Consider the following 22,343-nt stretch of genomic DNA (forward strand, 5'->3'; position numbering starts at 1 on the left):
ATCAGGTGCAATGGCTGTGGCCAAAAGGCACTGGCAGCACTCCGAACTGAGTGCCAACATGCTGATTTTATTGAAAAGTAATTCTTGCCGCGCAAGCTTGTAATATAGAGGCAGCAAAGGAGGCGCAATATGCCCCGCAGTGAAACTGAAATGATGCTGAAAGGCTATGGTCTGACCACGGCCGAGTTCTTTTACCACATGCCGGACTATACCCATGTTCTGAACAGCTACATCTGGCAGGACTATGACATCGCGCCGGACCATCCGCGCCTGTTTGAATTTGTCGAATTCTGGCGCGCGGAGCTGGATGGCCCGCTGCATTCGGTCCGATTTACCCATCGCAAGCTGATTGGTCCCGGTGAATGGCAGAACCAAGTGGGTGAGTTTACGCTACATTAGGCCAAAGGGCAGGGGCGTCACGCCGAACAGCTTGCCCCGCCCAAGACGCAGAACTTGGCACAATGGGGGTGGTTCAGCGATACGTCGCGCTCCGCCTCGGCCAAGGTTGTGCCAAGCTCGAATTCCGGGTCGTAGGGCAGTAGGGTGCAGGCAAGCACGGCGGGCTTCTCGGCACCCTTACGTTTGACCACCATACGGGACGACGCGCACATCACCGCATTGGGCGAGATGTCCAAAATGCCCCAGCAGGCGGTTGTGATCTCGGGCACTTCGACGGCTTCGTCCATCTCGGGGAAGAGCACGGTCATGCCGGGGTCTTGGGCGTCGATGTCAAACCCGTGTTCGGCATAAAACGCAGCATAGCCCGCGCGGCTGCCCGCATCGCTATCCGCGAAGATCGAGCGTCCGGCCACGGCCATGCGAAACCCATTGTCGCGCAGCCATTCCATGCCCAGCAGCGTCTTGTCAAAAGCGCCTTTACCACGCTCTGCGTCATGCAGATCACGGCGGTAGTGATCGACGGAGATGCGGAGGGTCATCTTGCCCGGATAGGCATCGCGCAGCCGCAGCAGTCCGGTTTGCACAGATTTGCGCATCATCGGACGCATGGCATTTGTTAGGATCAACACCTCATAGCCACGCTCCAGCGAGGCTTCGGTGATCTCGACCATTTGCGGGTTCATGAAGGGCTCGCCGCCGGTAAAGGCGATCTCACGCACTGGCCAGTCACGCTCGACGATCTGATCAAGGTATTCGCGCACCTCATCAGCGGTGATGTAGACCAGCGCGTCATTTTTCGGGCTAGAGGCGATGTAGCAGTTCACGCATTCAATATTGCACAGGGTGCCGGTGTTGAACCACAGCGTCTCGGCCCCGCGCAGAGCCACGGTGGCACGTGGTTCCCCCTTGGCGGTGACCGCCGGGTTCTGGAACTTGCCCTCGTTTGCCTGCGCGATATCTTTCATGATTGGTCCTTGCGTGATCCCGTGTGTTCCTATCCAGTTGTGGTAAGGTATTGCGGCCCTGCCTAAAAGTCCAAGCTGCGGGGTGCACAGTCTTGTGAACTGGGTGAAAATAAGTATGTTTGCGCTAACTCTGCTATCTCGCACCGACAAGGATTGATCAATGGTTTCGCGTGTTATCCCTGTCGACCCTTTTGATCTGGTTATCTTTGGCGGCACTGGCGATTTGGCCCGACGCAAAATCTTGCCGGGGCTTTACCGCCGCTATTGCGCGGGTCAGATGCCGGAAGAGGCGCGGATCATCGGCGCTGCGCGGACCGAGATGGACGCTGATGGTTACCGCGAGATGGTGTCAGAGGCGATCAGTGAATTCGGGGGCAAGGATGCCTGCAACAACCTCGATGCTTTTCTAGCCAAAGTCGATTACGTCGCCATCGACGCACGCGGAGAGACCGGCTGGCCTGAGTTGCAAGAGTTGATGGCCGGGAAGGACCGGATTGAGGTCTACTACTTCTCCGTCGCGCCGGGGCTCTTTGGCGATTTGGCGGAGCGGTTGCAGCACTGGGGCATGGCGGGCGAGGAATGCCGGATCGTTGTCGAAAAACCCTTTGGCCGCGATTTGGAGAGTGCGCGGGCGCTGAATGCCACGCTGGCGACCTACTTCAAAGAACAGCAGATCTACCGCATCGACCACTACCTTGGCAAAGAGACAGTGCAAAACCTCATGGCCGTGCGCTTTGGCAATATGCTGTTCGAGCCGCTGTGGAATCGCCAATACGTCGATCACATCCAAATCACTGTGGCTGAGACGGTGGGTGTCGGCGGGCGGGGCGAGTATTACGATAAATCCGGTGCCATGCGGGACATGGTGCAGAACCACCTGATGCAGCTTTTGTGCTTAATCGCGATGGAACCGCCTGCACGCTTTGACCCGGACGCGGTGCGCGACGAAAAGCTGAAAGTGATCCGTGCGATCGACCCGGTGCTGCCGCATCACCTTGTCCGTGGCCAGTATGAGGCCGAGGCGGGGAATGAGGAAAAGGCGCCCAGCTACCGCGACGCCGTCGACAACCCGCGTTCGCGCACCGAAAGCTTTGTGGCACTGAAGGCGCATATCAGCAATTGGCGCTGGCATGGCACGCCGTTCTATCTGCGGACCGGCAAACGCATGGTGGCCCGGTCGAGCGAGATCACCGTGGTTTTTAAGGATACGCCGCATTCGATCTTTGCCGAAGACGCGGGCCGCCACCGCAATGTGCTGTCGATCCGGCTTCAACCGAATGAGGGCATCACCCTTGGCGTGACGATCAAGGAACCGGGGCCGGGGGGCATGCGTCTTGTCGATGTGCCGCTTGATATGACATTTGCCGAAGCGCTTGGCCCCGATGGGGGGGATCAGGTTGATGCCTATGAGCGGCTGATTATGGACGTGATCCGGGGCAACCAAACATTGTTCATGCGCGACGATGAGGTCGAGGCCGCTTGGGCTTGGACCGATCCGATCATCCAAGGCTGGGAGGCGCGCAATGATGTGCCAAAACCCTATGACAGCGGCTCTGCCGGGCCCACAGATGCAGGTGAAATGATGCGGCGCGATGGCCGTGAATGGCGAAAGGTATCCCCATGAACTTCATCGAATATGCAGACCGCGAAATGCTGGTCATGAATGTCGCCAACAAACTGGCGGGCAAATTGAAATCGGCGCTATCGGGCAATGACCGCGTGTCATTTGCCGTGCCGGGTGGGTCTACCCCCGGGCCGATCTTCGAGATGCTCAGCGCCACCGATCTCGATTGGGACCGTGTAGATGTTCTGCTGACTGACGAACGCTGGGTTGATGAGCATGACCCGCTGTCAAATGCGCGTCTGGTGCGCGAGCATTTGCTGAACGACCGTGCTGCCGCCGCGCGGTTCATTCCCTACTTCCGGCCCGGCCTCTCGCCGGGGGAAGGGGCCGAGGCCGTGGCTCCCAGTCTGGCGAGCCACATGCCGATTTCTGTCATGCTCTTGGGGATGGGCGATGACATGCATACCGCTTCGCTCTTTCCCGGCGATCCGAGTCTGCGGGATGCGCTGGCCTCTGACGCGCCGCTTTTGTGCCCCGTCTATCCCGAGGGTCAGCCGACTGCGCGTGTTACCCTGCCAGCCCATGCGTTGGATGGGGCATTGAACAAACATCTCGTGATCTTTGGCGATGAGAAACGCGCCGCCTTGGAGCGGGCGCAGGGGCTTTCCCCCGATGAGGCACCCATTGCGGCAGTGCTTAATGAAACCGAAGTCTACTGGGCGGCATGATGAAGATTTGGCAAGACCTCGAAGAACGGCAAGCTGCGGTGGCTGACCGGAAGATAACTTCGCTTTTCGACGATCCTAAACGCGCTGAGGAATTTTCGCTGCGCACACAGTACATGCTGTTGGATTACGCCAAGACGAATATCGACACTGAGATCCGAGCGGCGCTGCTGAAACTGGTGGAGAGCGCCAATGTCACAGAGCGCCGCGATGCGATGTTCGCGGGTGCACCAATCAATGAGACCGAAGGCCGCGCGGTCTTGCACACCGCTTTGCGCAATCTTGATGGCGGAGCGATCGAAGTGGCGGGCGAAGATGTTATGCCGCAGGTACGCGACACGCTCGCGCGGATGCGCAGCTTTGCCGATCAGGTGCGCGCCAGCGGCATCACGGATGTGGTGAATATCGGCATTGGCGGCTCTGACCTTGGCCCTGCCATGGCGACCCGCGCGCTGACGCCCTATCACGATGGGCCGCGCTGCCATTTTGTCTCCAACGTCGATGGCGCGCATATCGCAGACACGCTGCGCGGGTTGGATGCCAAGACGACTTTGGTGATCGTCGCCTCCAAGACCTTTACCACCATCGAGACCATGACCAATGCGCGTACGGCGCGGGCGTGGATGCAAGATCATGGCGGCGATCCGGCCACGCAATTCGCGGCCCTCAGCACCGCCGAGGATAAGACCGCTGAGTTTGGCATCGATTCCGCGCAGGTCTTCGGGTTCGAGGATTGGGTCGGCGGGCGCTATTCCGTTTGGGGGCCGATTGGCCTGTCGTTGATGATCGCCATTGGCCCCAAGGCCTTTTACAGTTTCCTGCGCGGCGCGCAGGAGATGGACCGGCATTTCCGCGCCGCCGATGCGGCGGAGAACATGCCGATGTTGCTGGCGCTTGTGGGCATCTGGCACAACCAAATTTGTGGCCATGCCACCCGCGCGGTGCTGCCCTATGATCAACGGCTTGAGATGCTGCCCGACTACCTGCAACAGCTTGAGATGGAATCGAACGGCAAGGGCGTGCAGATGGACGGCTCTGACAGCCCGCGCCACACCGGTCCGGTGGTCTGGGGGGCGGCGGGCACCAATGGCCAACACGCTTTCTATCAGTTGATCCACCAAGGCACCCGTGTGATCCCGTGCGAGTTTCTGGTCGCGGCCAAGGGGCATGAGCCGGAATTGCAGCATCACCATGACCTGCTGATCGCCAATTGCCTCGCTCAATCCGAAGCGCTGATGCGCGGGCGGTCTTTGGACGAAGCGCGGGCGATCATGCGCGATGCCGGGCTGTCGGGCGATGAGCTTGAGCGCCAAGCGCGCCATCGTGTTTTCCCCGGCAACCGGCCCTCAACCACGCTGGCTTATGAAACACTTGATCCTTTCACGCTCGGCCAGATCATCGCGCTTTATGAACACCGCGTCTTTGTCGAAGGGGTGATCCTCGGCATCAACTCGTTCGATCAATGGGGCGTGGAACTTGGCAAGGAACTGGCCAAATCACTCCAGCCGCTGGTCGAAGGAGAGGTTTCTCCCGAGGGCAAGGATGGCTCTACCGCCGGGTTAATCGGCTATATCCACCAGCATCGCGGCTAGGGACTACATCCAAAATTGATTGAAAAACCGCGCAGGCGAACCCCGCCTGCGCGGGCCATTCTGCTGCCTATCGTTGCCGATTTCGACTTGCCGGAGGGGAAGGCTTGCAACTGCCCTGACCTTTGGACAGTCTCGACGCAAATGATTGGAGGATCCCCATTATGCTTGGCCAGATGATGACGCAGCCGCTGCTGATCTCAAGCCTGATCGCTCATGCCGAACGCTATCACCCCGAAGGCGAGATCATCTCGGTTTCAACCACAGGCGGGGTCGAGGAAACCAACTGGGGCAAGGTGGCCGAGAACGCGCGGCGCTTGGGCTCGGCCTTGACCGATCTGGGGCTGTCGCCTCAGGCCCGCTGTGGGACCATTGCATGGAACAACCGGCGGCATTTGGAGATCTATTTTGGTACCTCCGGCGCGGGCTTTGTCTGTCATACGATCAACCCCCGTCTTTTCGCCGATCAACTGGTCTATATCCTCAATCACGCCGCGGATGAGGTTTTGTTCATCGACAAGACCTTTGTGCCACTGGTCGCCGCGATCCGCGACAAGCTGGAGCATCTCAAGCATCTCGTGCTGATGTCTGGCCCTAATGCCGAGGCCGCCGAGGCCCTGCCGGGGCTGGTCTTCTACGATGAACTGGTCGCCTCAGGCGACGCCGGTTTCGACTGGCCCGATTTGGATGAGAACACGGCGTCGAGCCTGTGCTACACCTCGGGCACCACGGGCAATCCCAAGGGCGTGCTTTATTCCCACCGCTCGACCGTGCTGCATTCCTTTGGCATTAACATGGCTGACAGCATCGCTATTTCCGCGCGCGATATCGTCATGGCCGTGGTGCCGATGTTCCACGTCAATGCTTGGGGCTGCCCTTATGCAAGCGCCATGGCCGGCGCGCGGATGGTGCTGCCGGGGCCGAACCTTGATGGGGCGTCTTTGGTGGGGCTGATCGACAGCTACCGCGTCTCTCTGGCGCTCGGCGTGCCGACGATCTGGCAGGGGCTCTTGGCGGCGGCCAAGAAGTCGGGCAGTGAACTCACCAGCCTTGAGCGCACCGTGGTCGGCGGCTCGGCCTGTCCTCCGTCGATGATCAAGACCTTCCGCGAGGACTATGGCGTCGAGACGATCCACGCGTGGGGCATGACCGAGATGTCGCCCGTGGGCAGCGTCAACAAACCCTTGGCGAAACACGGCGAATTGCCCGAGGCCCAGCAGCACAAACTGCGCGAGAACCAAGGCCGCCCGGTCTTCGGCGTCGAATTGGAAATCTGGGACGATGAAGGCCAGCCGCTGCCCCATGACGGAGAGACCCAAGGCGCGCTGGTTACGCGCGGGCATTGGATTTTGGACGCCTATTACCAGTCCGACCGCGACAGCACTCTACGCGATGGCTGGTTCGACACTGGCGATATCGCGACAATGGACAAGGACGGCTATATCACCATCCGTGACCGTGCCAAGGATATCATTAAATCGGGCGGCGAATGGATCAGCTCGGTCGAGCTAGAGAACATCGCCATCGCCCATCCCGATCTGGCCGACGCCGCGGTGATCGGCGCGACGCATCCCAAATGGGACGAGCGCCCGGTCTTAATTGCCGTGAAGGCCGAAGGGGCCGATCCGTCAGAGGCGGATATCCTCAAAGTCTTCGAGGACCAGATTGCAAAATGGCAGGTGCCGGACCGGGTGGTTTTTGCCGAGGAATTGCCGCGCAATGCAACGGGAAAAGTGCTTAAACGCGACCTACGTGACCGGTATGGCAATGTGCTGATGCAAGGCGGAAGCTGATGTAAGTCGCCCCGGTCCGATCTGGGCCGGGGCGTTTACCTGAATTATACGTCAAGCCGAGCGACGCATCTCGCTGTCGGCCAAGGGCCGGGGCAAGGTCAGCCGGAACGTGCTGCCGATACCAACTTGGCTTTCCAACGACAGCCCGCCACCGTGGAGGGTCGCCAATTGCTCAGCAATCGCCAGCCCCAGACCCAAGCCGCCATTTTCCCGTGACATTGATCCGTCAACCTGCTGAAACCGCAGGAAAACCCGCTCAAGGTTTTCCTCAGAGATGCCACAGCCCGTGTCGGTCACGGAAAAGGTGATCTCTTCGGCGTCCTGATACATCTTAAGGTGGATATTGCCGCTGCGGGTGAATTTGATCGCGTTGGAAATAAGGTTGTAAAGGATCTGCCGCAGGCGGACGGGGTCGGCATTGGCAGTGGCCGTGCCATTGTCTTCGTAGGTGAGCGTCAGCCCCTTGGCCTCGGCATCCGGACGCAGGTCATCGGCAACGGAGCGGGCGATGTCACTGGCCTCAACCTCTTGCAATTCCAACTCCATTTTGCCGCGGGCCACTTTGGTCCAATCCAGCAGGTCTTCAACAAGTCGCAGCATATGTTTGGACGATCCCGCAATGCCGCCCGCTTGGTCCGAGACGAAGTTTTGGAATTCATCCACGCTGTTGCGGATGTCTGGCATAGCATTGGGGCTGTTGGTCAAAGCTGTCTGCAAACGCCGCGCCTGAGGCAATTTCTCGGCATGCTGCAAGAAGGTCGCCCGGCCCGAGATCACGGTAAGCGGGGTGCGCAACTCATGGCTGACGTTGTTGAGGAACTCGGTCTTTTCGCGGTCTGCCGACTTGGCCGCATCCAGCGCGCGTTTCTCGGTGGTCACATCGGTCCAGATGCCAACGGTATAGCCATGCGGCGTGCGGGACTCCGTGACCTTGAGCCAGAAGTTGTCAGAAACTTCCAAATTGAACGCCCCGGTCGGATTACGGAAACGGGCGAGACGTTTGGCGATCCAATCCTCACGCTCCTCTACATTTTCCGGATGCTGGTGACGCGCCACCCAATGGCGCAGTAATTCTTCGATGGTTTTGCCGGGCACCAGAAGGTCTGCAATCTCGGGGTGATACTCAAGGAACTTGCGGTTCACGGTGACCAGACGTTCTTTTTCGTCGAAGGCGATGAAACCCTCTTGAATTGAGCCGATGCCTTCCGCCAAAAGCGCATGCGCCTCCTGCTTTTTCAAAGTTACCCGGCGGAAGGCCCAGAGACCCGCCATCAAGGCAATCGTCGCAACCAGCGCAAAAGCAACGAGATAGGGGCTTTGCGGGGCATAGGGGGGCAGGCCGTTGACGGGGCTTGCGGTGGCCTCCCACGTCTTACCCAAAAGCTCAAACCGGGTGCGGACCGGTGCGCCAATGTCTATCGCCTCGGGCTCAAGCTCGGTCGGCAAGACACCTGTCGGGAAGGCGCGGAGGCTATAGGTGTAATCTGCGGCCTGATGCGGGTTTTGATGCGGTTCAAATAGCCGGTCGGGCTGGAACACGATCGACATCACACCCCAAAAACGCGGCGCGCCAAGCCCGATGGGACGCTCAAAAACCGGATAGTGCATGATGTAGCCCTTGCCACCTTGGACAAGATCAAGCGGGCCTTCGATGGTCGGGCTTTGGCGGCGGTAGGCATTGGCGACCCCGGACAGCTGCGCCGGGATGTTTTTGTATTCAAGGCCAATGATTTCCCCATTCGGGGATTTGGGGTAGCTCTGCGTAATCTTCAGATCGGGGGCGAGGGCAAAGGCCTGAATGCCCGGGTTCCGGTCGCGCAACTCTTTGACCAGCAATTCGATTTTCTTGTCTTTGAAGGATTCACCCGAGAGCAAGATGTTCTCGATGTTTTTGGTCACCAGAATGGTTTCTTGAAACTGGTGCTGCACTTGATTGCTGACTTCATGCAGCGCTTGGCGCGCATCCTGACGGATGCTGGCGATATGTTGCTCGTAATCGAGTTTGACAATCGAATAGCTGATGCCGGCGACGCAGCACAGCACAATGAAATTGACGATAATATACGCCTTCGATGTCGCGTAGTCCCGAAACGTGTTTGCCACGCTTTTATCCTTTGCCTCGGGCGCATCTGACATCGTTGGGCCAGCTGCGCGTAAGTTGCTTCCCTGTTGGGCGCTACCTTTAGGGGGAATCATGGCAAAATTCGGACATCAGTAGGCTTTTCATGTGGGTGACCTAAGGGAAGCCTACGCGCAACCAAGTGCTGATCCGTCGCTTATGCGGGGGCAGCAATCTAGCGTGGAGCGGGTAACGAGAATCGAACTCGTAACTAAAGCTTGGGAAGCTGCCGTGATACCTTTTCACCATACCCGCGCGCTGAGGTTGAGATAATCGGCGCGCAGGAGAAGGTCAAGTCAGGGTTTGGTGGCGGTGACGAAATTGATCTCTGCCGGCAGGCGCAGGGAACCGTTCTGCGCATAGGGGGCGAGGGCGTCGGCGATGGTCTGGCGCAACTCTGCTACCTGTGCTGGGCTGGCCTCAAAATGGGTGATCGCGCCGCTGGCCGGGCCGATATCGCACATCTTTTGGGCAAGGTCGTCGACCGAGCCTGCGGGGGTGAGGTCAAGCGCAGTCACCTCGCAGGTGATATCGGCAAAGCCCGCCTCCGACAGGATTGCCTTGACGCGTTCGGGATCGCGGAAAGCGAAGGGGCCGGGTGCGTCGGGGTCGCTCTTCGGCATGGCACCGATAGTGGTGCGGGCCGCGCGGGCAGGCAGGGTGAAGAAAGGGTTTTCTGGGATTTGCCCCCAAGCAGCAAAGCTAAGCCGCGCGCCGGGGCTCAGTTGCGCTGCCATTCTGGTGAAACTGAGAACAGGGTCGGCAAAGAACATCACCCCGAAGCGCGAGATCAGGCGGTCGTAAGGTGGATCAAGTTCAAGCGTCGTCGCGTCGCCGTGGTGAAAGGCGACATCGGGCAGGTCGGCGGCACGCTGGCGCGCGAGATTGAGCAGCGGTTCCGATACGTCAACGCCCAGCACCGCACCCGTCTCACCCACCGTTTGCGCGGCAGCAAGGCAAGCCGCGCCCGCGCCGCAACCGATATCAAGCACGCGCAAACCGGAGCTCAGATCGCCCCGCGCCAGCACACCGTCGAGCACCGGCTGCATGAGAATGTCCAACTCGGCCTGCCGCGCGGCCCATCTGTGGCCCACCGCACTGCTCCAGAATTCGACTTGATCGCTGTTGTCTTGCCCGCTCATCACGTAGCCTTTCTTCTGCGACGGCGTCCGCCGCGCTCGCCTGCGGCACCGCCTGTGCCGCCGCCGCCGGTGTTGAAGGTCACGTTCGGCAGAGCGACGAGGCTGTTGAGGATGGGGAAGGGCTCCACCGCGTTGGGAATGGCAGAGGCATTGACGAAATGCTCTTGGAAGCGCGGTTCGACAGCGGTTTCGATCTTGTGGATGGCGCGCACCGTGGCCTCAATCTCTGCCCGGGCGTCGGTGTTGAGCAGGGCAATCCGCGCCCCGGTGCCTGCCGCATTGCCCGCGCTGGTGACCTTTTCAAGCGGCGCGTCAGGGATCATACCCAGCACCATCGCATGTTTCGGACTGATATGCGCGCCAAAGGCACCAGCCAGCACCACACGGTCCACCTTATCGACGCCGAATTTGTCCATCAGCAGGCGCGCGCCGGAATAAAGCGCGGCCTTGGCCATTTGGATTTCACGGATATCGCGGTTTGTGACGGTGATCTTGGGCCCGCCCTTTTCGGTGCCGTCGTAGACTAGATAGCTGTTGGTGCGCCCATCGGCGAATACCGAGGGTGAGCCGGTCTGCTCTGCACTACCAATCAAGCCGGGCGCGTCGACGATGCCGTGAATGCGCATTTCCGCGACCATCTCGATGATTCCAGAGCCGCAGATGCCGGTGATCCCGGTGCTGGCCACGGCCTCCTCAAAGCCCTCTTCGTCGGACCACAGATCACAGCCGATGACCTTGAAACGGGCGACTTTGGTCTCGGGGTCAATCTCAACCCGTTCAATCGCGCCGGGGGCCGCGCGTTGACCGGAACTGATCTGCGCACCCTCAAAGGCGGGCCCGGTGGGCGAGGAACAGGCGAGCACCTTTTCTTTGTTCCCTAGCAGAATTTCCGCGTTGGTGCCTACGTCGACCACAAGCATCAGATCGTCAGACTTTTCTGGCGCCTCAGAAAGGGCGACGGCGGCGGCATCCGCGCCCACATGGCCTGCGATACAGGGCAGCAGATAAACGCGGGCAGAGGGGTGGATATTCAGGTCCAGATCCACGGCCCGCAGACGCAGCGCACCCGAGGTCGCCAGCGCGAAGGGTGCTTGGCCCAACTCAAAGGGGTCAATGCCCAGCAGCAGGTGGTGCATCACCGGGTTGCAGACAAAAACCGCATCAACGATCAGGTCCGGCGCGACATTCCCTTCGGCAGCAATCTGGGCGAAAAGCGCGTTCATCCCCTCGCGCACCGCGCGGGTCATCTCCTGCGCGCCTTCGGGGTTCATCATCGAATAGCTAACACGGCTCATCAGGTCTTCGCCAAAGCGAATCTGCGGGTTCATCACGCCAGAGGAGGCCACAACCTCCCCAGTTTGCAGGTCGCACAGATGCGCCGCGATGGTGGTAGAGCCAAGGTCGACCGCCAGCCCGTAGACCGTGCCCTCGTAATACCCCGGCCAGATGTTCATGATCCGGGCAGCGTTCTCATGATCGCCTAGGTGCACGGCGACTGTCACCTTCCACGCGCCCTTGCGCAGGACCGGCTGCATCATCTGGAGGATGTGCAGATCGGCGGTGACTTTCTCAAGTTCCCATTGCTCGGCCAGCGCGGTGCGCAGCCGCTCCAGATCCCCTGAGGGTTCATGCATGTCGGGCTCTGTCACCTCAACGTAGAAGAGTTTGACCGATGGGTTCAGCACGATCTCCCGCGCCTCGGCGCGTTTGCGCACGACCTGTTTGTGCACCTGGCTCTCTGGCGGCACGTCAATCACCACGTCGCCCTGCACCGTGGCCTGACAGCCCAGACGGCGGCCTTCTTTCAGGCCGCGTTTCTCGTCATAGCGCTCTTCCACCGCGTTCCATTCGCTCAGCGCATCGGGCGCGACGGTGACGCCGTGTTTGGAGAACTGACCATAGCCCGGCGAGACCTGACATTTCGAACAGATGCCGCGGCCACCACAGACCGAGTCCAAATCAACGCCCAACTGCCGTGCGGCGGTAAGCACCGGTGTGCCTTTAGGAAAGCGCCCTCTCTTGCCGGAGGGCGTGAAAATCACGAGGGGATCACTGCTCATCGGGGCCGTCCTTTACTTCTTTGCGCCACCATAGCGTTCCGCGCGGCGGGGGAAAGATGCGGGGCGGCAATTCGTGCAGCGCGCGCGTCATTCTTGCCTTGCGGCTTACGCCGGGGAATAGGTCTTTCCAATCCGGGTCATCCGTGAAATAGGAAACCGCCAAATGAACCCATCCAGACCGAGGTGTTAAATGGAGATTCGTGAGGCCCTGACCTTTGATGACGTACTGCTGGTTCCCGCGGCGTCCTCTGTGTTGCCGTCTACCGCAGATACAAGAACCCGCGTCACGCAGAGCATTGCGCTCAACATCCCGCTGCTAAGCTCGGCCATGGATACAGTGACCGAAAGCCGCATGGCGATTGCGCTGGCTCAGGCCGGTGGCATGGGGGTGGTGCACCGCAACCTCTCGATCGAAGAGCAGGCCCGCGAAGTGCGCCGGGTCAAACGGTTTGAATCCGGCATCGTTTACAACCCGATCACCCTGCGGCCCGAACAGACCCTCGCGGACGCCAAGGAACTGCAAGAACGCTACCGCGTAACAGGTTTCCCGGTTGTAGACGAAAATGGCCGTGTGCTCGGTATCGTGACCAACCGCGATATGCGCTTTGCCTCTGACGACCGGACGCCGGTGTCGGTGATGATGACCTCTGACCGGCTGGCGATCCTGCAAGAGCCTGCCGACCGGGACGAGGCGATCAGCCTGATGAAATCCCGCCGGATCGAAAAACTGCTGGTCACCGATGCCAAGGGCAAGCTGACCGGGCTTCTGACCCTGCGCGACACCGAACAGGCCGTGTTGAACCCAACCGCCTGCAAGGATGATCTGGGCCGTCTGCGCGTCGCTGCTGCCACCACGGTGGGGGACGCGGGCTTTGAACGCTCCGAAGCTTTGGTCGACGCGGGCGTCGATATGATCGTAATTGACACAGCGCATGGCCATTCTGAAGGCGTGGCCCTTGCGGTGACACGGGCCAAAAAGCATTTCGGCGACGTTCAAGTTGTCGCGGGCAACGTCGCCACCGGCGCTGCCACCCGAGCGCTGATCGACGCAGGCGCCGATGCGGTCAAGGTTGGCATCGGTCCCGGCTCCATCTGCACCACGCGGATGGTCGCGGGCGTCGGCGTGCCGCAGTTGACCGCGATTATGGATTGCGTGGCCGCCGCCGGTGACGTGCCGATCATCGCTGACGGTGGCATCAAGTTTTCGGGCGATTTCGCCAAGGCGATCGCGGCAGGGGCCTCCTGCGCCATGGTCGGCAGTATGATCGCTGGCACCGACGAAAGCCCCGGTGAAGTCATTCTCTATCAAGGCCGTAGCTTTAAAAGCTACCGTGGCATGGGGAGCATGGGCGCCATGGCGCGCGGCTCGGCGGATCGTTATTTTCAGAAAGATGCCGCCTCAGACAAGCTGGTGCCGGAAGGCATCGAAGGCCAGGTGCCTTATAAGGGCAGCGCGGGCAATGTGCTTCACCAGTTGGTGGGCGGTTTGCGTGCGGCAATGGGCTATACCGGTTGTGCCACAGTCGATGAGATGCGCCGCAACTGCAGCTTTGTGAAGATCACCGGCGCAGGGCTGAAAGAAAGCCATGTGCATGACGTGCAGATCACCCGCGAAAGCCCGAACTACCGTATCGGTTAACCCATAAAAGCAACGGCCCAAGGGCCGTTCTTTGTACAAGGAAGATGCCATGACCCCGGGCGCGCGCGTATCGGCTGCGATTGAAGTTTTAGACGCGATTGCCGGGGGGCTGGCCGCCGAACAGGCGCTGACCCGATGGGCGCGGCAAAGCCGATTTGCAGGCTCCAAAGACCGTGCCGCCGTGCGGGACCATGTCTTTGATGTGCTGCGCCAGAAGCGGACGGCGGCATATTTCGGCAGGGGGGAGACGGGCCGCGCGTTGATGATTGGTGTGTTGCACGGGCAGGGTGCCGACCTTGATGCGCTTTTCACCGGTGACGGCCACGCGCCCGCGCCGCTAAGTGTTGAGGAACGCACGTTCCCTGACGCTCCCGAAGATCGCGCCACAAGGCTAAACCTACCCGACTGGCTGCTGCCTCTCTTCGATGCGGCGCTCGGCGAAAAGGCGGATGTCGCGGCCATCGCGCTTCAAGAGCGGGGGCCGATCTGTCTGCGGGTCAACACAGCACGGATCAAGGTATCCGCCGCGCAGGAGATTTTGGCTGAAGACGGCGTTCAAACCCACTCAAATCCGCTCGCCGATGCGGCGTTGATGGTGACCGAAGGCACGCGCCGTATCAGAAATTCACGCGCCTTTATAGAGGGTTACGTGGAGTTGCAGGATGCTGCGAGCCAAGCGGTCGTCGCCGCTTTGCCTCAGGGCGGTCGGGTCCTCGACTACTGCGCCGGGGGCGGTGGCAAAGCTTTGGCTCTGGCAATGGACCTCTCGCGCCAAATCACCGCCCATGATATTGATCCTCGCCGGATGAGCGACCTTCCCCCTCGCGCCGAACGCGCAGGCGTCGAAATTTCCATGGCCGATACTGAGCAGGCCAAGGCGGGCAGCCCTTACGACCTCGTTCTATGCGACGCGCCCTGTTCAGGGTCCGGAGCATGGCGGCGCGCGGCGGAGGGAAAGTGGACCCTTACTGCCGATCGCTTGACCGAGTTAACCACGATCCAAGACCAAATTCTTGATACTGCGGCATCACTTACGGCATCTCAGGGTGTCTTGGCCTATGCCACATGCTCGCTTTTTCGCGAAGAGAATGAGGCGCGCGTCGAAGCCTTTTTGATCCGCCATCCTGAGTGGAAAGTCATACGAATGGACCGCCATGATGTCACCTCCGATGGGGATGGCTTCTTTTCAGCACAGTTGACGCGCGAGTAGTTTTCCCCATAATCAACCAATACGTGCAAATCGTCAGAGGTTAAATCCTGCTTAACCTCTGTCGCACGTAATAGTCGTATGATTCGGTTGTGAGGGGATTTGCGTGCAGCAGGACATCCGGCATTCAGCGATGGGGGGCCAGGCAGGTCTGGGACGGCTGTGGCTCTTGGGACTGATGGCCATAGTCACCGGCGCCCTCGCGCTGCGTAGCACAGAGGCGGGGATGAAGCTTGGGCTTACCGCGTCAGCCGTAACGCTCGCCCTAATTGTTATAGGTTACTTTGGTTTGCACTTGCGGGCGAAGGCCGTGGATCAAGCCAGCTCTGGTGGGGTCGCAGATTTTGTCGCAAAAGATGCCACGCCCAGTTTCATCGTCACCACGGACAGGCAAGTCATTTACCGCAATGAAGCGGCAGAAAAGCAATTCGGACATTCCGATGAAGAAACCCTCGCGCAGGCATTACGGGCACATTTTTCCAATCCGGTGGGGCTACTCTACCGTCTGCAATCCCGGGCCGTGGCCAGTGGCAACGCACGGGAAGAGGTAATCACCCGCAAGGGCCCGGTGCGCATCTCCGTGCACCAACTTTCAACGGAACGGTTTCTTTGGCGCATTGACCCCGTCGCGGCCCGCGACGGCCCGCGCAACGCGCATGAAAGCATGGCTTTGCCAATGGTAATGATAGGCCGCAGTGGGGCAATCCTGTTCATGAATGGCGCAGCCCGGAGCCTTGTCGGGGAGCGTGTCAAATCCCTTGACCGATTGTTCAATTCTTTGCCCATGATGCCCGGCTCGGTCATGGAAATTTCGACCGCCCAAGGCAACCGACAGGTTCTGGTGGCCGAAGTTGACGCCGGTGCCAACCGCCGCGCGCTCTACCTCCTGCCGCCCCCCGATGGTGTCGTCTCGCCCAGCGAACTGGGATGGGAATCCTTTCAAGATCTCCCTGTGCCAATGATCAAACTGGGCCCCGATGGGACTGTATTGGCATTCAACCGCATGGCGGCCAAGTTGCTTGGCGTGTCACTGCGGCGGGACGCACATCTTTCGCAGCTGATGGAGGGTCTGGGCCGCTCCATCTCGGACTGGTTGGATGACAGTCTCGCGGGGCGGTTGGTGCAAAAATCCGAGTTTCTGAGGCTGACCCGAACGGATCGGGAGATTTTCGTGCAGGTCTCTCTCAACCGTATATCTGAAGGCGGCGAGGCCGCGCTGATCGCGGTTCTCCAGGATGCAACTGAGCTCAAATCGCTAGAGGCGCAGTTCGTGCAAAGCCAAAAGATGCAAGCCATCGGCCAGTTGGCCGGGGGGGTGGCACATGATTTCAACAATCTTCTCACTGCAATTTCCGGCCATTGCGACCTGCTTTTGCTGCGCCATGATCAAGGTGACCCGGACTTTAGCGATCTGGTACAGATCAATCAAAATGCCAACCGGGCTGCAGCGCTCGTCGGTCAACTTTTAGCCTTCTCTCGCAAACAGACCCTACGACCCGAAACGCTTAACATGCGCGATACGCTCGCCGATCTGACGCATTTGCTGAATCGCCTGGTGGGGGAGAAGGTGACCCTCACGCTAAGCCACGATCCGGTGCTCGCGCCCATTCGCGCAGACAAACGTCAATTGGAACAGGTACTTATGAACCTTGTTGTTAATGCACGCGATGCAATGCCCGCCGGGGGTGAGATCCGTATCGTAACGGAGGTTACATCGCTTGATCAACCGCTTGAGCGCGACCGGGTGAGCGTCCCCGCCGGACGCTATGTGACCGTGCAGGTGAATGATGATGGCACCGGTATCCCGCGCGATAAACTTCAAAAAGTGTTTGAACCGTTCTTCACCACCAAGCGCACGGGCGAAGGTACAGGCCTCGGCCTTTCGACCGCCTATGGCATAGTCAAGCAAACCGGTGGGTTCATCTTCGTCGACAGCGAGTTAGGACAGGGAACGTCCTTCACCTTGTATTTTCCCGTGCTTGAGGGGCAACCTACCACCGTGTCTCGTGCGGTGGTGTCACCGCCAGAGAAGGGACCACCACAACGCTCGGATGGGGTGATCTTGCTGGTCGAGGATGAGGCGCCGGTGCGCGCCTTCGCCAGCCGCGCCCTACGGCTGCGTGGCTATACTGTGCTCGAAGCGGAATCTGCCGAAGCCGCACTGAAAACGCTGGAAGATAAAGAGCTTGATATCGATGTATTTGTGACCGATGTCGTGATGCCGGGGATGGACGGCCCAAGTTGGGTCCGCCAAGCGCTCAAGCAGCGACCAGATGTGCGTGTCGTGTTTGTCTCAGGCTATGCAGAGGATAATTTCGGCGAGGAACAGTCGAAAATTCCCAACTCAGTTTTCCTGCCCAAACCATTCTCGCTAACCGATCTGACCAATACAGTGCATAACCAATTGCATTAGAAAGACTTTGTCAGTTGGCCGACGAACCCGTTTAAGGGATCGAATCGTAAAGCTCAAACTCCGCCGCAAATTTCCGGCGGAATCGCTTCTCAACATTCGGTGAAATCTCCAGCGCCATTTTGGGGGAGACATTTTCCTGACCGAGGGACAAGGTAATATCCAGCCTCTCCTGAAGGAAGCTCTGCAAACGCTGCTGGTCTTCATAGCGAAAATGATGTGTAATTCCGGTGCCATTCGGTTGTGTTTCCATAAACTTCAACTGGCTGCCTACATCGGCAAACCCCGGCTTATCCCCCTTCATATAGGCAAGCACGAACTCATCGAATGTGATTCCGAAGGTATTGTTTGGTTTGCCTTCCATGAAAGGGCGCTGGCGATAGCGGTACCAACTGCCCAACCAAGAAATCGGCTCGCGCATTACGGCCATAAGCTCCAGCTCGGTATCGCAAACTTTAAGAAACATTGGCCGGATGAACCGATTGTAGCGATAGACGGGAGCGTGTTTCAGCATTGGGGGATCTGAAATCACCATATCTGCACGGGGCGCAAGGGCCGTTTCATAGGCCGTGGTTCCGGTTTTGGGCACCGACAAAAAGGCCAGCCGTTCTTTGAAAAAAACAATCACTTACGTCACATCCCCTGCTGCGCACGGACCCGTTTTGCAGGGTAAACTAATTCTTTACCATTCCCGTGAAAACATAAAGCACAAACAAAACGATTGAAATGTTCTTCATTTACCCTCATATAGAACATTAGAAGAACATAAGCGGTGCTGCCCGCAGGCGATTGCCGCCGGGACGCCACTGTGACACTAAGGGATGAACCTAATGGCAACGGCAGATCTTTTGACAATGGACAGCAAGAAAACCGCGGAAAAGCAAAAGGCGCTCGACAGCGCGCTGGCCCAGATCGAACGTCAGTTCGGCAAAGGGTCGATCATGAAGCTGGGCGCCGAAGGGGCGATCCAGGACATCAAGGCCAGCTCTACTGGCTCGCTTGGCCTTGATATCGCGCTTGGCATCGGCGGTCTGCCGATGGGGCGTATCATTGAAATTTATGGGCCGGAATCGTCGGGTAAGACAACGCTGACCCTGCATTGCGTGGCGGAACAGCAAAAAGCTGGCGGTGTCTGTGCTTTCGTGGATGCGGAACACGCGCTGGACCCGCAATATGCGAAGAAACTCGGCGTGGACATTGACGAGCTGCTGATCTCGCAGCCCGACACGGGTGAGCAGGCGCTGGAGATCACCGATACGCTGGTGCGCTCAGGTGCCGTGAACATGGTCATCGTCGACTCCGTCGCGGCGCTGACGCCCAAGTCGGAACTTGAAGGTGAGATGGGCGATAGCAGTGTTGGCGTTCAGGCCCGTTTGATGAGCCAAGCCATGCGTAAGCTGACCGGCTCGATCAGCCGGTCGAACTGTATGGTTATCTTCATCAACCAAATCCGGATGAAGATCGGCGTAATGTTTGGCTCGCCCGAAACCACGACTGGTGGTAACGCGCTTAAATTCTACTCCTCGGTCCGTCTCGACATTCGTCGCATCGGCGCTTTGAAGGATCGCGATGAGGTTGTCGGCAACGCCACCCGCGTCAAGGTCGTGAAGAATAAGGTCGCACCGCCCTTCAAGCAGGTTGAGTTTGATATCATGTATGGCGAAGGTATCTCTAAGATGGGCGAACTGCTCGATCTTGGGGTCAAAGCTGGGGTGGTGGACAAATCTGGCTCTTGGTTCAGCTACGGCGATGAGCGGATCGGGCAGGGGCGCGAGAATGCCAAGACCTTCTTGAAAGAGAACTCCGCCATGGCGAATGAGATCGAAGACAAAATCCGCGCTTCGCATGGGTTGGATTTTCAGGGGTCGGACCGCGACGACGCCGATATCCTTGAAGCCTGATCCGGCATAGGATGCAATGTGATCGTGAACAGGGGTGTGGCCATGGGCCGCGCCCCTTTTTCATGTGGTCTGGCCAAAGCTTGCGCCTTCTTTTCATGTGTAGTTGCGGTAGACAGCGCCGGGGCTGAGGGGTATTTGGGACCGACCCAATCTGCCCCGGAAGGCCTCGCCCATGAAGACGCTGAATGACATTCGCTCAACTTTTCTGAATTATTTCGATGCGCAGGGGCATCAGGTCGTGCCCTCCAGCCCGCTGGTCCCGCGCAATGACCCGACGTTGATGTTCACCGCGGCCGGCATGGTGCAGTTCAAGAACCTCTTCACCGGTGTTGAGACCCGCGATTACAGCCGCGCCACCTCGGCGCAAAAATGTGTGCGCGCGGGCGGCAAGCACAATGACCTCGACAACGTGGGCTATACCGCGCGGCATCACACGTTTTTCGAAATGTTGGGCAACTTCAGCTTCGGCGATTACTTCAAATCTGAAGCGATCCCCTTTGCTTGGGACCTGCTGACCAAGGAGTTCGGCATCGACCCAAACCGGCTTTTGGTCACAGTTTACCATACGGATGAAGAAGCGGTTAAAATCTGGAAGGCCCACACCGGCCTATCGGACGAACGCATCATTCGCATCGCCACGGATGATAATTTTTGGTCCGCTGGCCCCACCGGCCCCTGCGGCCCCTGTACCGAGATTTTCTATGATCACGGCGACCACATCTGGGGCGGCCCTCCGGGATCGCCCGAGGAGGACGGCGACCGTTTTGTCGAGATCTGGAACCTCGTTTTCATGCAGTACGAGCAGTTCGAAGATGGCACCCGCCAGCCTTTGCCGAACCAGTCCATCGATACCGGTATGGGGATTGAGCGGGTCGCGGCTCTGTTGCAAGGCACCAATGACAACTACGCCACCGATCTGATGCGCAGCTTGATTGAGGCCAGCGCCCATGCGTCCTCGACCGATCCGGATGGGCCCGGCAAGACCCATCACCGGGTCATCGCGGACCACCTGCGGTCGACCTCTTTCTTGATTGCCGATGGGGTGATGCCCTCGAACGAAGGCCGCGGATATGTGCTGCGCCGGATCATGCGCCGGGCCATGCGCCATGCGCATCTGCTCGGCGTTAAGGATCCCTTAATGCATCAACTGGTACCGTCCTTGGTGCAGCAGATGGGTGCGGCTTACCCTGAGTTGGGGCAGGCGCAATCGCTGATCCGCGAGACCTTGCTGCTTGAGGAAACACGCTTCCGTCAAACGCTTGATCGCGGATTGAAGCTGCTGGATGATGAATTGAGTGGTCTGCCCGAAGGTGCGACCCTGCCGGGGGAGGCGGCGTTCAAGCTTTATGATACATACGGTTTCCCGCTTGACCTGACGCAGGATGCGCTGCGCGAAAAGGGCCGCGCGGTGGATACCGAAGGGTTCGACACGGCTATGCAAGCGCAGAAGGCCAAGGCCCGCGCGGCTTGGGCCGGATCGGGTGAGGCGGCGGATGCCACCGTTTGGTTCGACGTGGCTGACAAAAGCGGCGTGACCGAGTTTTTGGGCTATGACACCGAAAGCGCCGAGGGGCAGATCGTGGCCTTGGTACAGGGCAGCGACAAGATCGACGCCGCAGCCGTGGGCAGCGACGTCCAAGTCGCGCTGAACCAGACTCCCTTCTACGCCGAAAGTGGCGGGCAGGTGGGTGACACCGGTGTGATCCGCACGCAGACCGGCATCGTGAATGTGACCGATACGCGCAAGTCGGCTGGCGTATTCGTGCATTTCGGCCATGTTGTCGAAGGCGAAGTAAAGCCGGGCCAGACCGCGGTGCTGGAAGTTGACCGCCTACGGCGAACGGCAATCCGGGCCAACCACTCGGCCACGCACCTGCTGCACGAAGCGCTGCGCAATGCGCTTGGCGATCATGTGTCGCAGCGTGGCTCGCTCAATGCGCATGACCGCCTGCGGTTCGATTTCTCCCATGCCAAAGGGCTGACGCAAGAGGAGCTCACGCAAGTCGAGCGCGAGGTGAACGACTATATCCGTCAGAACACCCCGGTGGAAACGCGGATCATGACCCCGGATGACGCGCGGGCCATGGGCGCACAGGCGCTTTTTGGCGAGAAATACGGGGATGAGGTGCGGGTCGTCTCGATGGGGCAAATGGAAGGCTCGGGCAAAGGCAGCGACAAATCGACCTATTCGCTGGAGCTTTGCGGCGGCACGCATGTGCGTCAGACCGGCGATATCGGTGCGTTTGTTCTGCTGGGCGACAGTGCCAGCAGCGCGGGCGTGCGACGGATCGAAGCCCTGACTGGAACCGAAGCCTTGGCATGGCTGCGCGAGCAAGAGGCGGCCCTGAGCCGGGTGGCAGCAGAGCTCAAGACGTCGACCAGCGATGTGCCGGAGCGGGTGCGCGCGCTGCTAGACGAACGCCGGAGCCTCTCCAACGAGGTGGCGCAGCTGCGCCGCGAATTGGCGATGTCGGGCGGCGGGGCCGCTGCTCCCGAGGCGCGTGAGGTCAACGGGATTAAGTTCGTGGGCCAAGTGTTGAGCGGCGTGACGGGCAAAGATTTGCCGGGACTCGTGGATGAACATAAGGCCAAGCTTGGTTCAGGCGCGGTGCTGTTAATTGCCGACACCGGGGGCAAGGCCGCTGTGGCAGGCGGTGTGACGAAGGATTTGACAGATCGCCTCTCCGCGGTCGACATGGTCAAGGCGGCGGTGGCTGAACTGGGCGGAAAGGGCGGCGGCGGTCGGCCTGACATGGCCCAGGGCGGCGGCGCCTCGGCAGAGAATGCGGATGCGGCGATTGCTGCAGCTGAAAACGTTTTGAAAGGATAA

The 22,343-nt window shown here is 59.5% G+C and carries 15 protein-coding genes and 1 tRNA gene; 10 read left to right on the forward strand and 6 right to left on the reverse strand.

Annotation, left to right across the window (positions count from 1 at the left end; all coding sequences use genetic code 11):
- The first annotated feature begins 129 nt into the window (after positions 1-129).
- Positions 130-399, forward strand: coding sequence for an usg protein (locus K3759_RS07185; protein WP_259985293.1), 270 nt, complete (start codon positions 130-132; stop codon positions 397-399).
- 17 nt (positions 400-416) lie between these two features.
- Here the strand turns inward: K3759_RS07185 and K3759_RS07190 are convergent, their stop codons facing one another.
- Complete coding sequence (locus K3759_RS07190; protein ID WP_259985295.1) at positions 417-1,364, reverse strand: radical SAM protein; 948 nt, start codon at positions 1,362-1,364, stop codon at positions 417-419.
- Between the two features lie 160 nt (positions 1,365-1,524).
- Between K3759_RS07190 and zwf the strand changes: the two genes are divergently transcribed.
- The 4 genes from zwf to K3759_RS07210 all read left to right on the forward strand — a co-directional run bounded on the left by zwf (position 1,525) and on the right by K3759_RS07210 (position 7,035).
- Positions 1,525-2,988, forward strand: a complete 1,464-nt coding sequence (gene zwf, locus K3759_RS07195) for a glucose-6-phosphate dehydrogenase (RefSeq protein WP_259985297.1) — start codon at positions 1,525-1,527, stop codon at positions 2,986-2,988.
- Positions 2,985-3,656: a 6-phosphogluconolactonase gene (pgl, locus tag K3759_RS07200; RefSeq protein WP_259985299.1), complete on the forward strand. Its 672-nt coding sequence runs from the start codon at positions 2,985-2,987 to the stop codon at positions 3,654-3,656. The genes zwf and pgl overlap by 4 nt, the downstream gene beginning before the upstream one ends.
- The gene (gene pgi, locus K3759_RS07205; RefSeq protein ID WP_409202504.1) at positions 3,653-5,245 is read left to right on the forward strand and encodes a glucose-6-phosphate isomerase; all 1,593 of its coding nucleotides are present in this window, start codon (positions 3,653-3,655) and stop codon (positions 5,243-5,245) included. Before pgl ends, pgi begins: the two co-directional genes overlap by 4 nt.
- Positions 5,246-5,406: 161 nt before the next feature.
- On the forward strand, positions 5,407-7,035 hold the full coding sequence (locus K3759_RS07210; RefSeq protein ID WP_259985300.1) for a long-chain fatty acid--CoA ligase: 1,629 nt from the start codon (positions 5,407-5,409) through the stop codon (positions 7,033-7,035).
- Positions 7,036-7,086: 51 nt separating this feature from the next.
- On the opposite strand, the gene K3759_RS07215 is transcribed toward K3759_RS07210, so the two are convergent.
- The 4 genes from K3759_RS07215 to K3759_RS07230 all read right to left on the reverse strand — a co-directional run bounded on the left by K3759_RS07215 (position 7,087) and on the right by K3759_RS07230 (position 12,356).
- A complete protein-coding gene (locus K3759_RS07215) occupies positions 7,087-9,138 on the reverse strand; it encodes an ATP-binding protein (RefSeq protein ID WP_259985301.1) in 2,052 nt (683 codons plus the stop codon).
- Between the two features lie 197 nt (positions 9,139-9,335).
- Positions 9,336-9,409 (reverse strand) — tRNA-Gly (locus K3759_RS07220).
- A 41-nt stretch (positions 9,410-9,450) separates the two neighbouring features.
- Positions 9,451-10,296, reverse strand: a complete 846-nt coding sequence (locus K3759_RS07225) for a class I SAM-dependent methyltransferase (protein ID WP_259985302.1) — start codon at positions 10,294-10,296, stop codon at positions 9,451-9,453.
- The gene (locus K3759_RS07230) at positions 10,296-12,356 is read right to left on the reverse strand and encodes an ASKHA domain-containing protein (RefSeq protein ID WP_259985303.1); all 2,061 of its coding nucleotides are present in this window, start codon (positions 12,354-12,356) and stop codon (positions 10,296-10,298) included. Before K3759_RS07230 ends, K3759_RS07225 begins: the two co-directional genes overlap by 1 nt.
- A 190-nt stretch (positions 12,357-12,546) precedes the next feature.
- Between K3759_RS07230 and guaB the strand changes: the two genes are divergently transcribed.
- The 3 genes from guaB to K3759_RS07245 all read left to right on the forward strand — a co-directional run bounded on the left by guaB (position 12,547) and on the right by K3759_RS07245 (position 17,615).
- Positions 12,547-13,995 carry an IMP dehydrogenase gene (gene guaB, locus K3759_RS07235; RefSeq protein WP_259985304.1) on the forward strand — a complete coding sequence of 483 codons (1,449 nt, stop codon included), beginning with the start codon at positions 12,547-12,549 and terminating at the stop codon, positions 13,993-13,995.
- Between the two features lie 49 nt (positions 13,996-14,044).
- The gene (locus K3759_RS07240) at positions 14,045-15,205 is read left to right on the forward strand and encodes an RsmB/NOP family class I SAM-dependent RNA methyltransferase (protein ID WP_259985305.1); all 1,161 of its coding nucleotides are present in this window, start codon (positions 14,045-14,047) and stop codon (positions 15,203-15,205) included.
- A 175-nt stretch (positions 15,206-15,380) separates the two neighbouring features.
- The gene (locus K3759_RS07245) at positions 15,381-17,615 is read left to right on the forward strand and encodes an ATP-binding protein (RefSeq protein ID WP_259985590.1); all 2,235 of its coding nucleotides are present in this window, start codon (positions 15,381-15,383) and stop codon (positions 17,613-17,615) included.
- Positions 17,616-17,646: 31 nt separating this feature from the next.
- Here the strand turns inward: K3759_RS07245 and K3759_RS07250 are convergent, their stop codons facing one another.
- Positions 17,647-18,240 (reverse strand): gamma-glutamyl kinase, encoded by a 594-nt coding sequence (locus tag K3759_RS07250; RefSeq protein WP_259985307.1) that lies wholly within the window; start codon positions 18,238-18,240, stop codon positions 17,647-17,649.
- Positions 18,241-18,442: 202 nt separating this feature from the next.
- On the opposite strand from K3759_RS07250, the gene recA reads away from it, so the two are divergent.
- Both recA and alaS read left to right on the forward strand, forming a co-directional pair.
- Positions 18,443-19,513 carry a recombinase RecA gene (recA, locus tag K3759_RS07255; RefSeq protein WP_259985308.1) on the forward strand — a complete coding sequence of 357 codons (1,071 nt, stop codon included), beginning with the start codon at positions 18,443-18,445 and terminating at the stop codon, positions 19,511-19,513.
- A gap of 172 nt (positions 19,514-19,685) precedes the next feature.
- Positions 19,686-22,343 (forward strand): alanine--tRNA ligase, encoded by a 2,658-nt coding sequence (gene alaS / locus K3759_RS07260; RefSeq protein ID WP_259985309.1) that lies wholly within the window; start codon positions 19,686-19,688, stop codon positions 22,341-22,343.

It is taken from the genome of Sulfitobacter sp. W027 (assembly GCF_025143985.1).
Lineage (GTDB): Bacteria > Pseudomonadota > Alphaproteobacteria > Rhodobacterales > Rhodobacteraceae > Sulfitobacter.

Coding starts and splice junctions, on each gene's coding strand:
- K3759_RS07210 (WP_259985300.1), top strand. CDS start 5,407: ATGCTTGGCCAGATGATGACGCAGCCGCTGCTGATCTCAAGCCTGATC.
- K3759_RS07230 (WP_259985303.1), bottom strand. CDS start 12,356: ATGAGCAGTGATCCCCTCGTGATTTTCACGCCCTCCGGCAAGAGAGGG.
- K3759_RS07225 (WP_259985302.1), bottom strand. CDS start 10,296: ATGAGCGGGCAAGACAACAGCGATCAAGTCGAATTCTGGAGCAGTGCG.
- K3759_RS07240 (WP_259985305.1), top strand. CDS start 14,045: ATGACCCCGGGCGCGCGCGTATCGGCTGCGATTGAAGTTTTAGACGCG.
- K3759_RS07185 (WP_259985293.1), top strand. CDS start 130: ATGCCCCGCAGTGAAACTGAAATGATGCTGAAAGGCTATGGTCTGACC.
- K3759_RS07190 (WP_259985295.1), bottom strand. CDS start 1,364: ATGAAAGATATCGCGCAGGCAAACGAGGGCAAGTTCCAGAACCCGGCG.
- zwf (WP_259985297.1), top strand. CDS start 1,525: ATGGTTTCGCGTGTTATCCCTGTCGACCCTTTTGATCTGGTTATCTTT.
- pgl (WP_259985299.1), top strand. CDS start 2,985: ATGAACTTCATCGAATATGCAGACCGCGAAATGCTGGTCATGAATGTC.
- K3759_RS07245 (WP_259985590.1), top strand. CDS start 15,381: ATGGCCATAGTCACCGGCGCCCTCGCGCTGCGTAGCACAGAGGCGGGG.
- guaB (WP_259985304.1), top strand. CDS start 12,547: ATGGAGATTCGTGAGGCCCTGACCTTTGATGACGTACTGCTGGTTCCC.
- alaS (WP_259985309.1), top strand. CDS start 19,686: ATGAAGACGCTGAATGACATTCGCTCAACTTTTCTGAATTATTTCGAT.
- recA (WP_259985308.1), top strand. CDS start 18,443: ATGGCAACGGCAGATCTTTTGACAATGGACAGCAAGAAAACCGCGGAA.
- pgi (WP_409202504.1), top strand. CDS start 3,653: ATGATGAAGATTTGGCAAGACCTCGAAGAACGGCAAGCTGCGGTGGCT.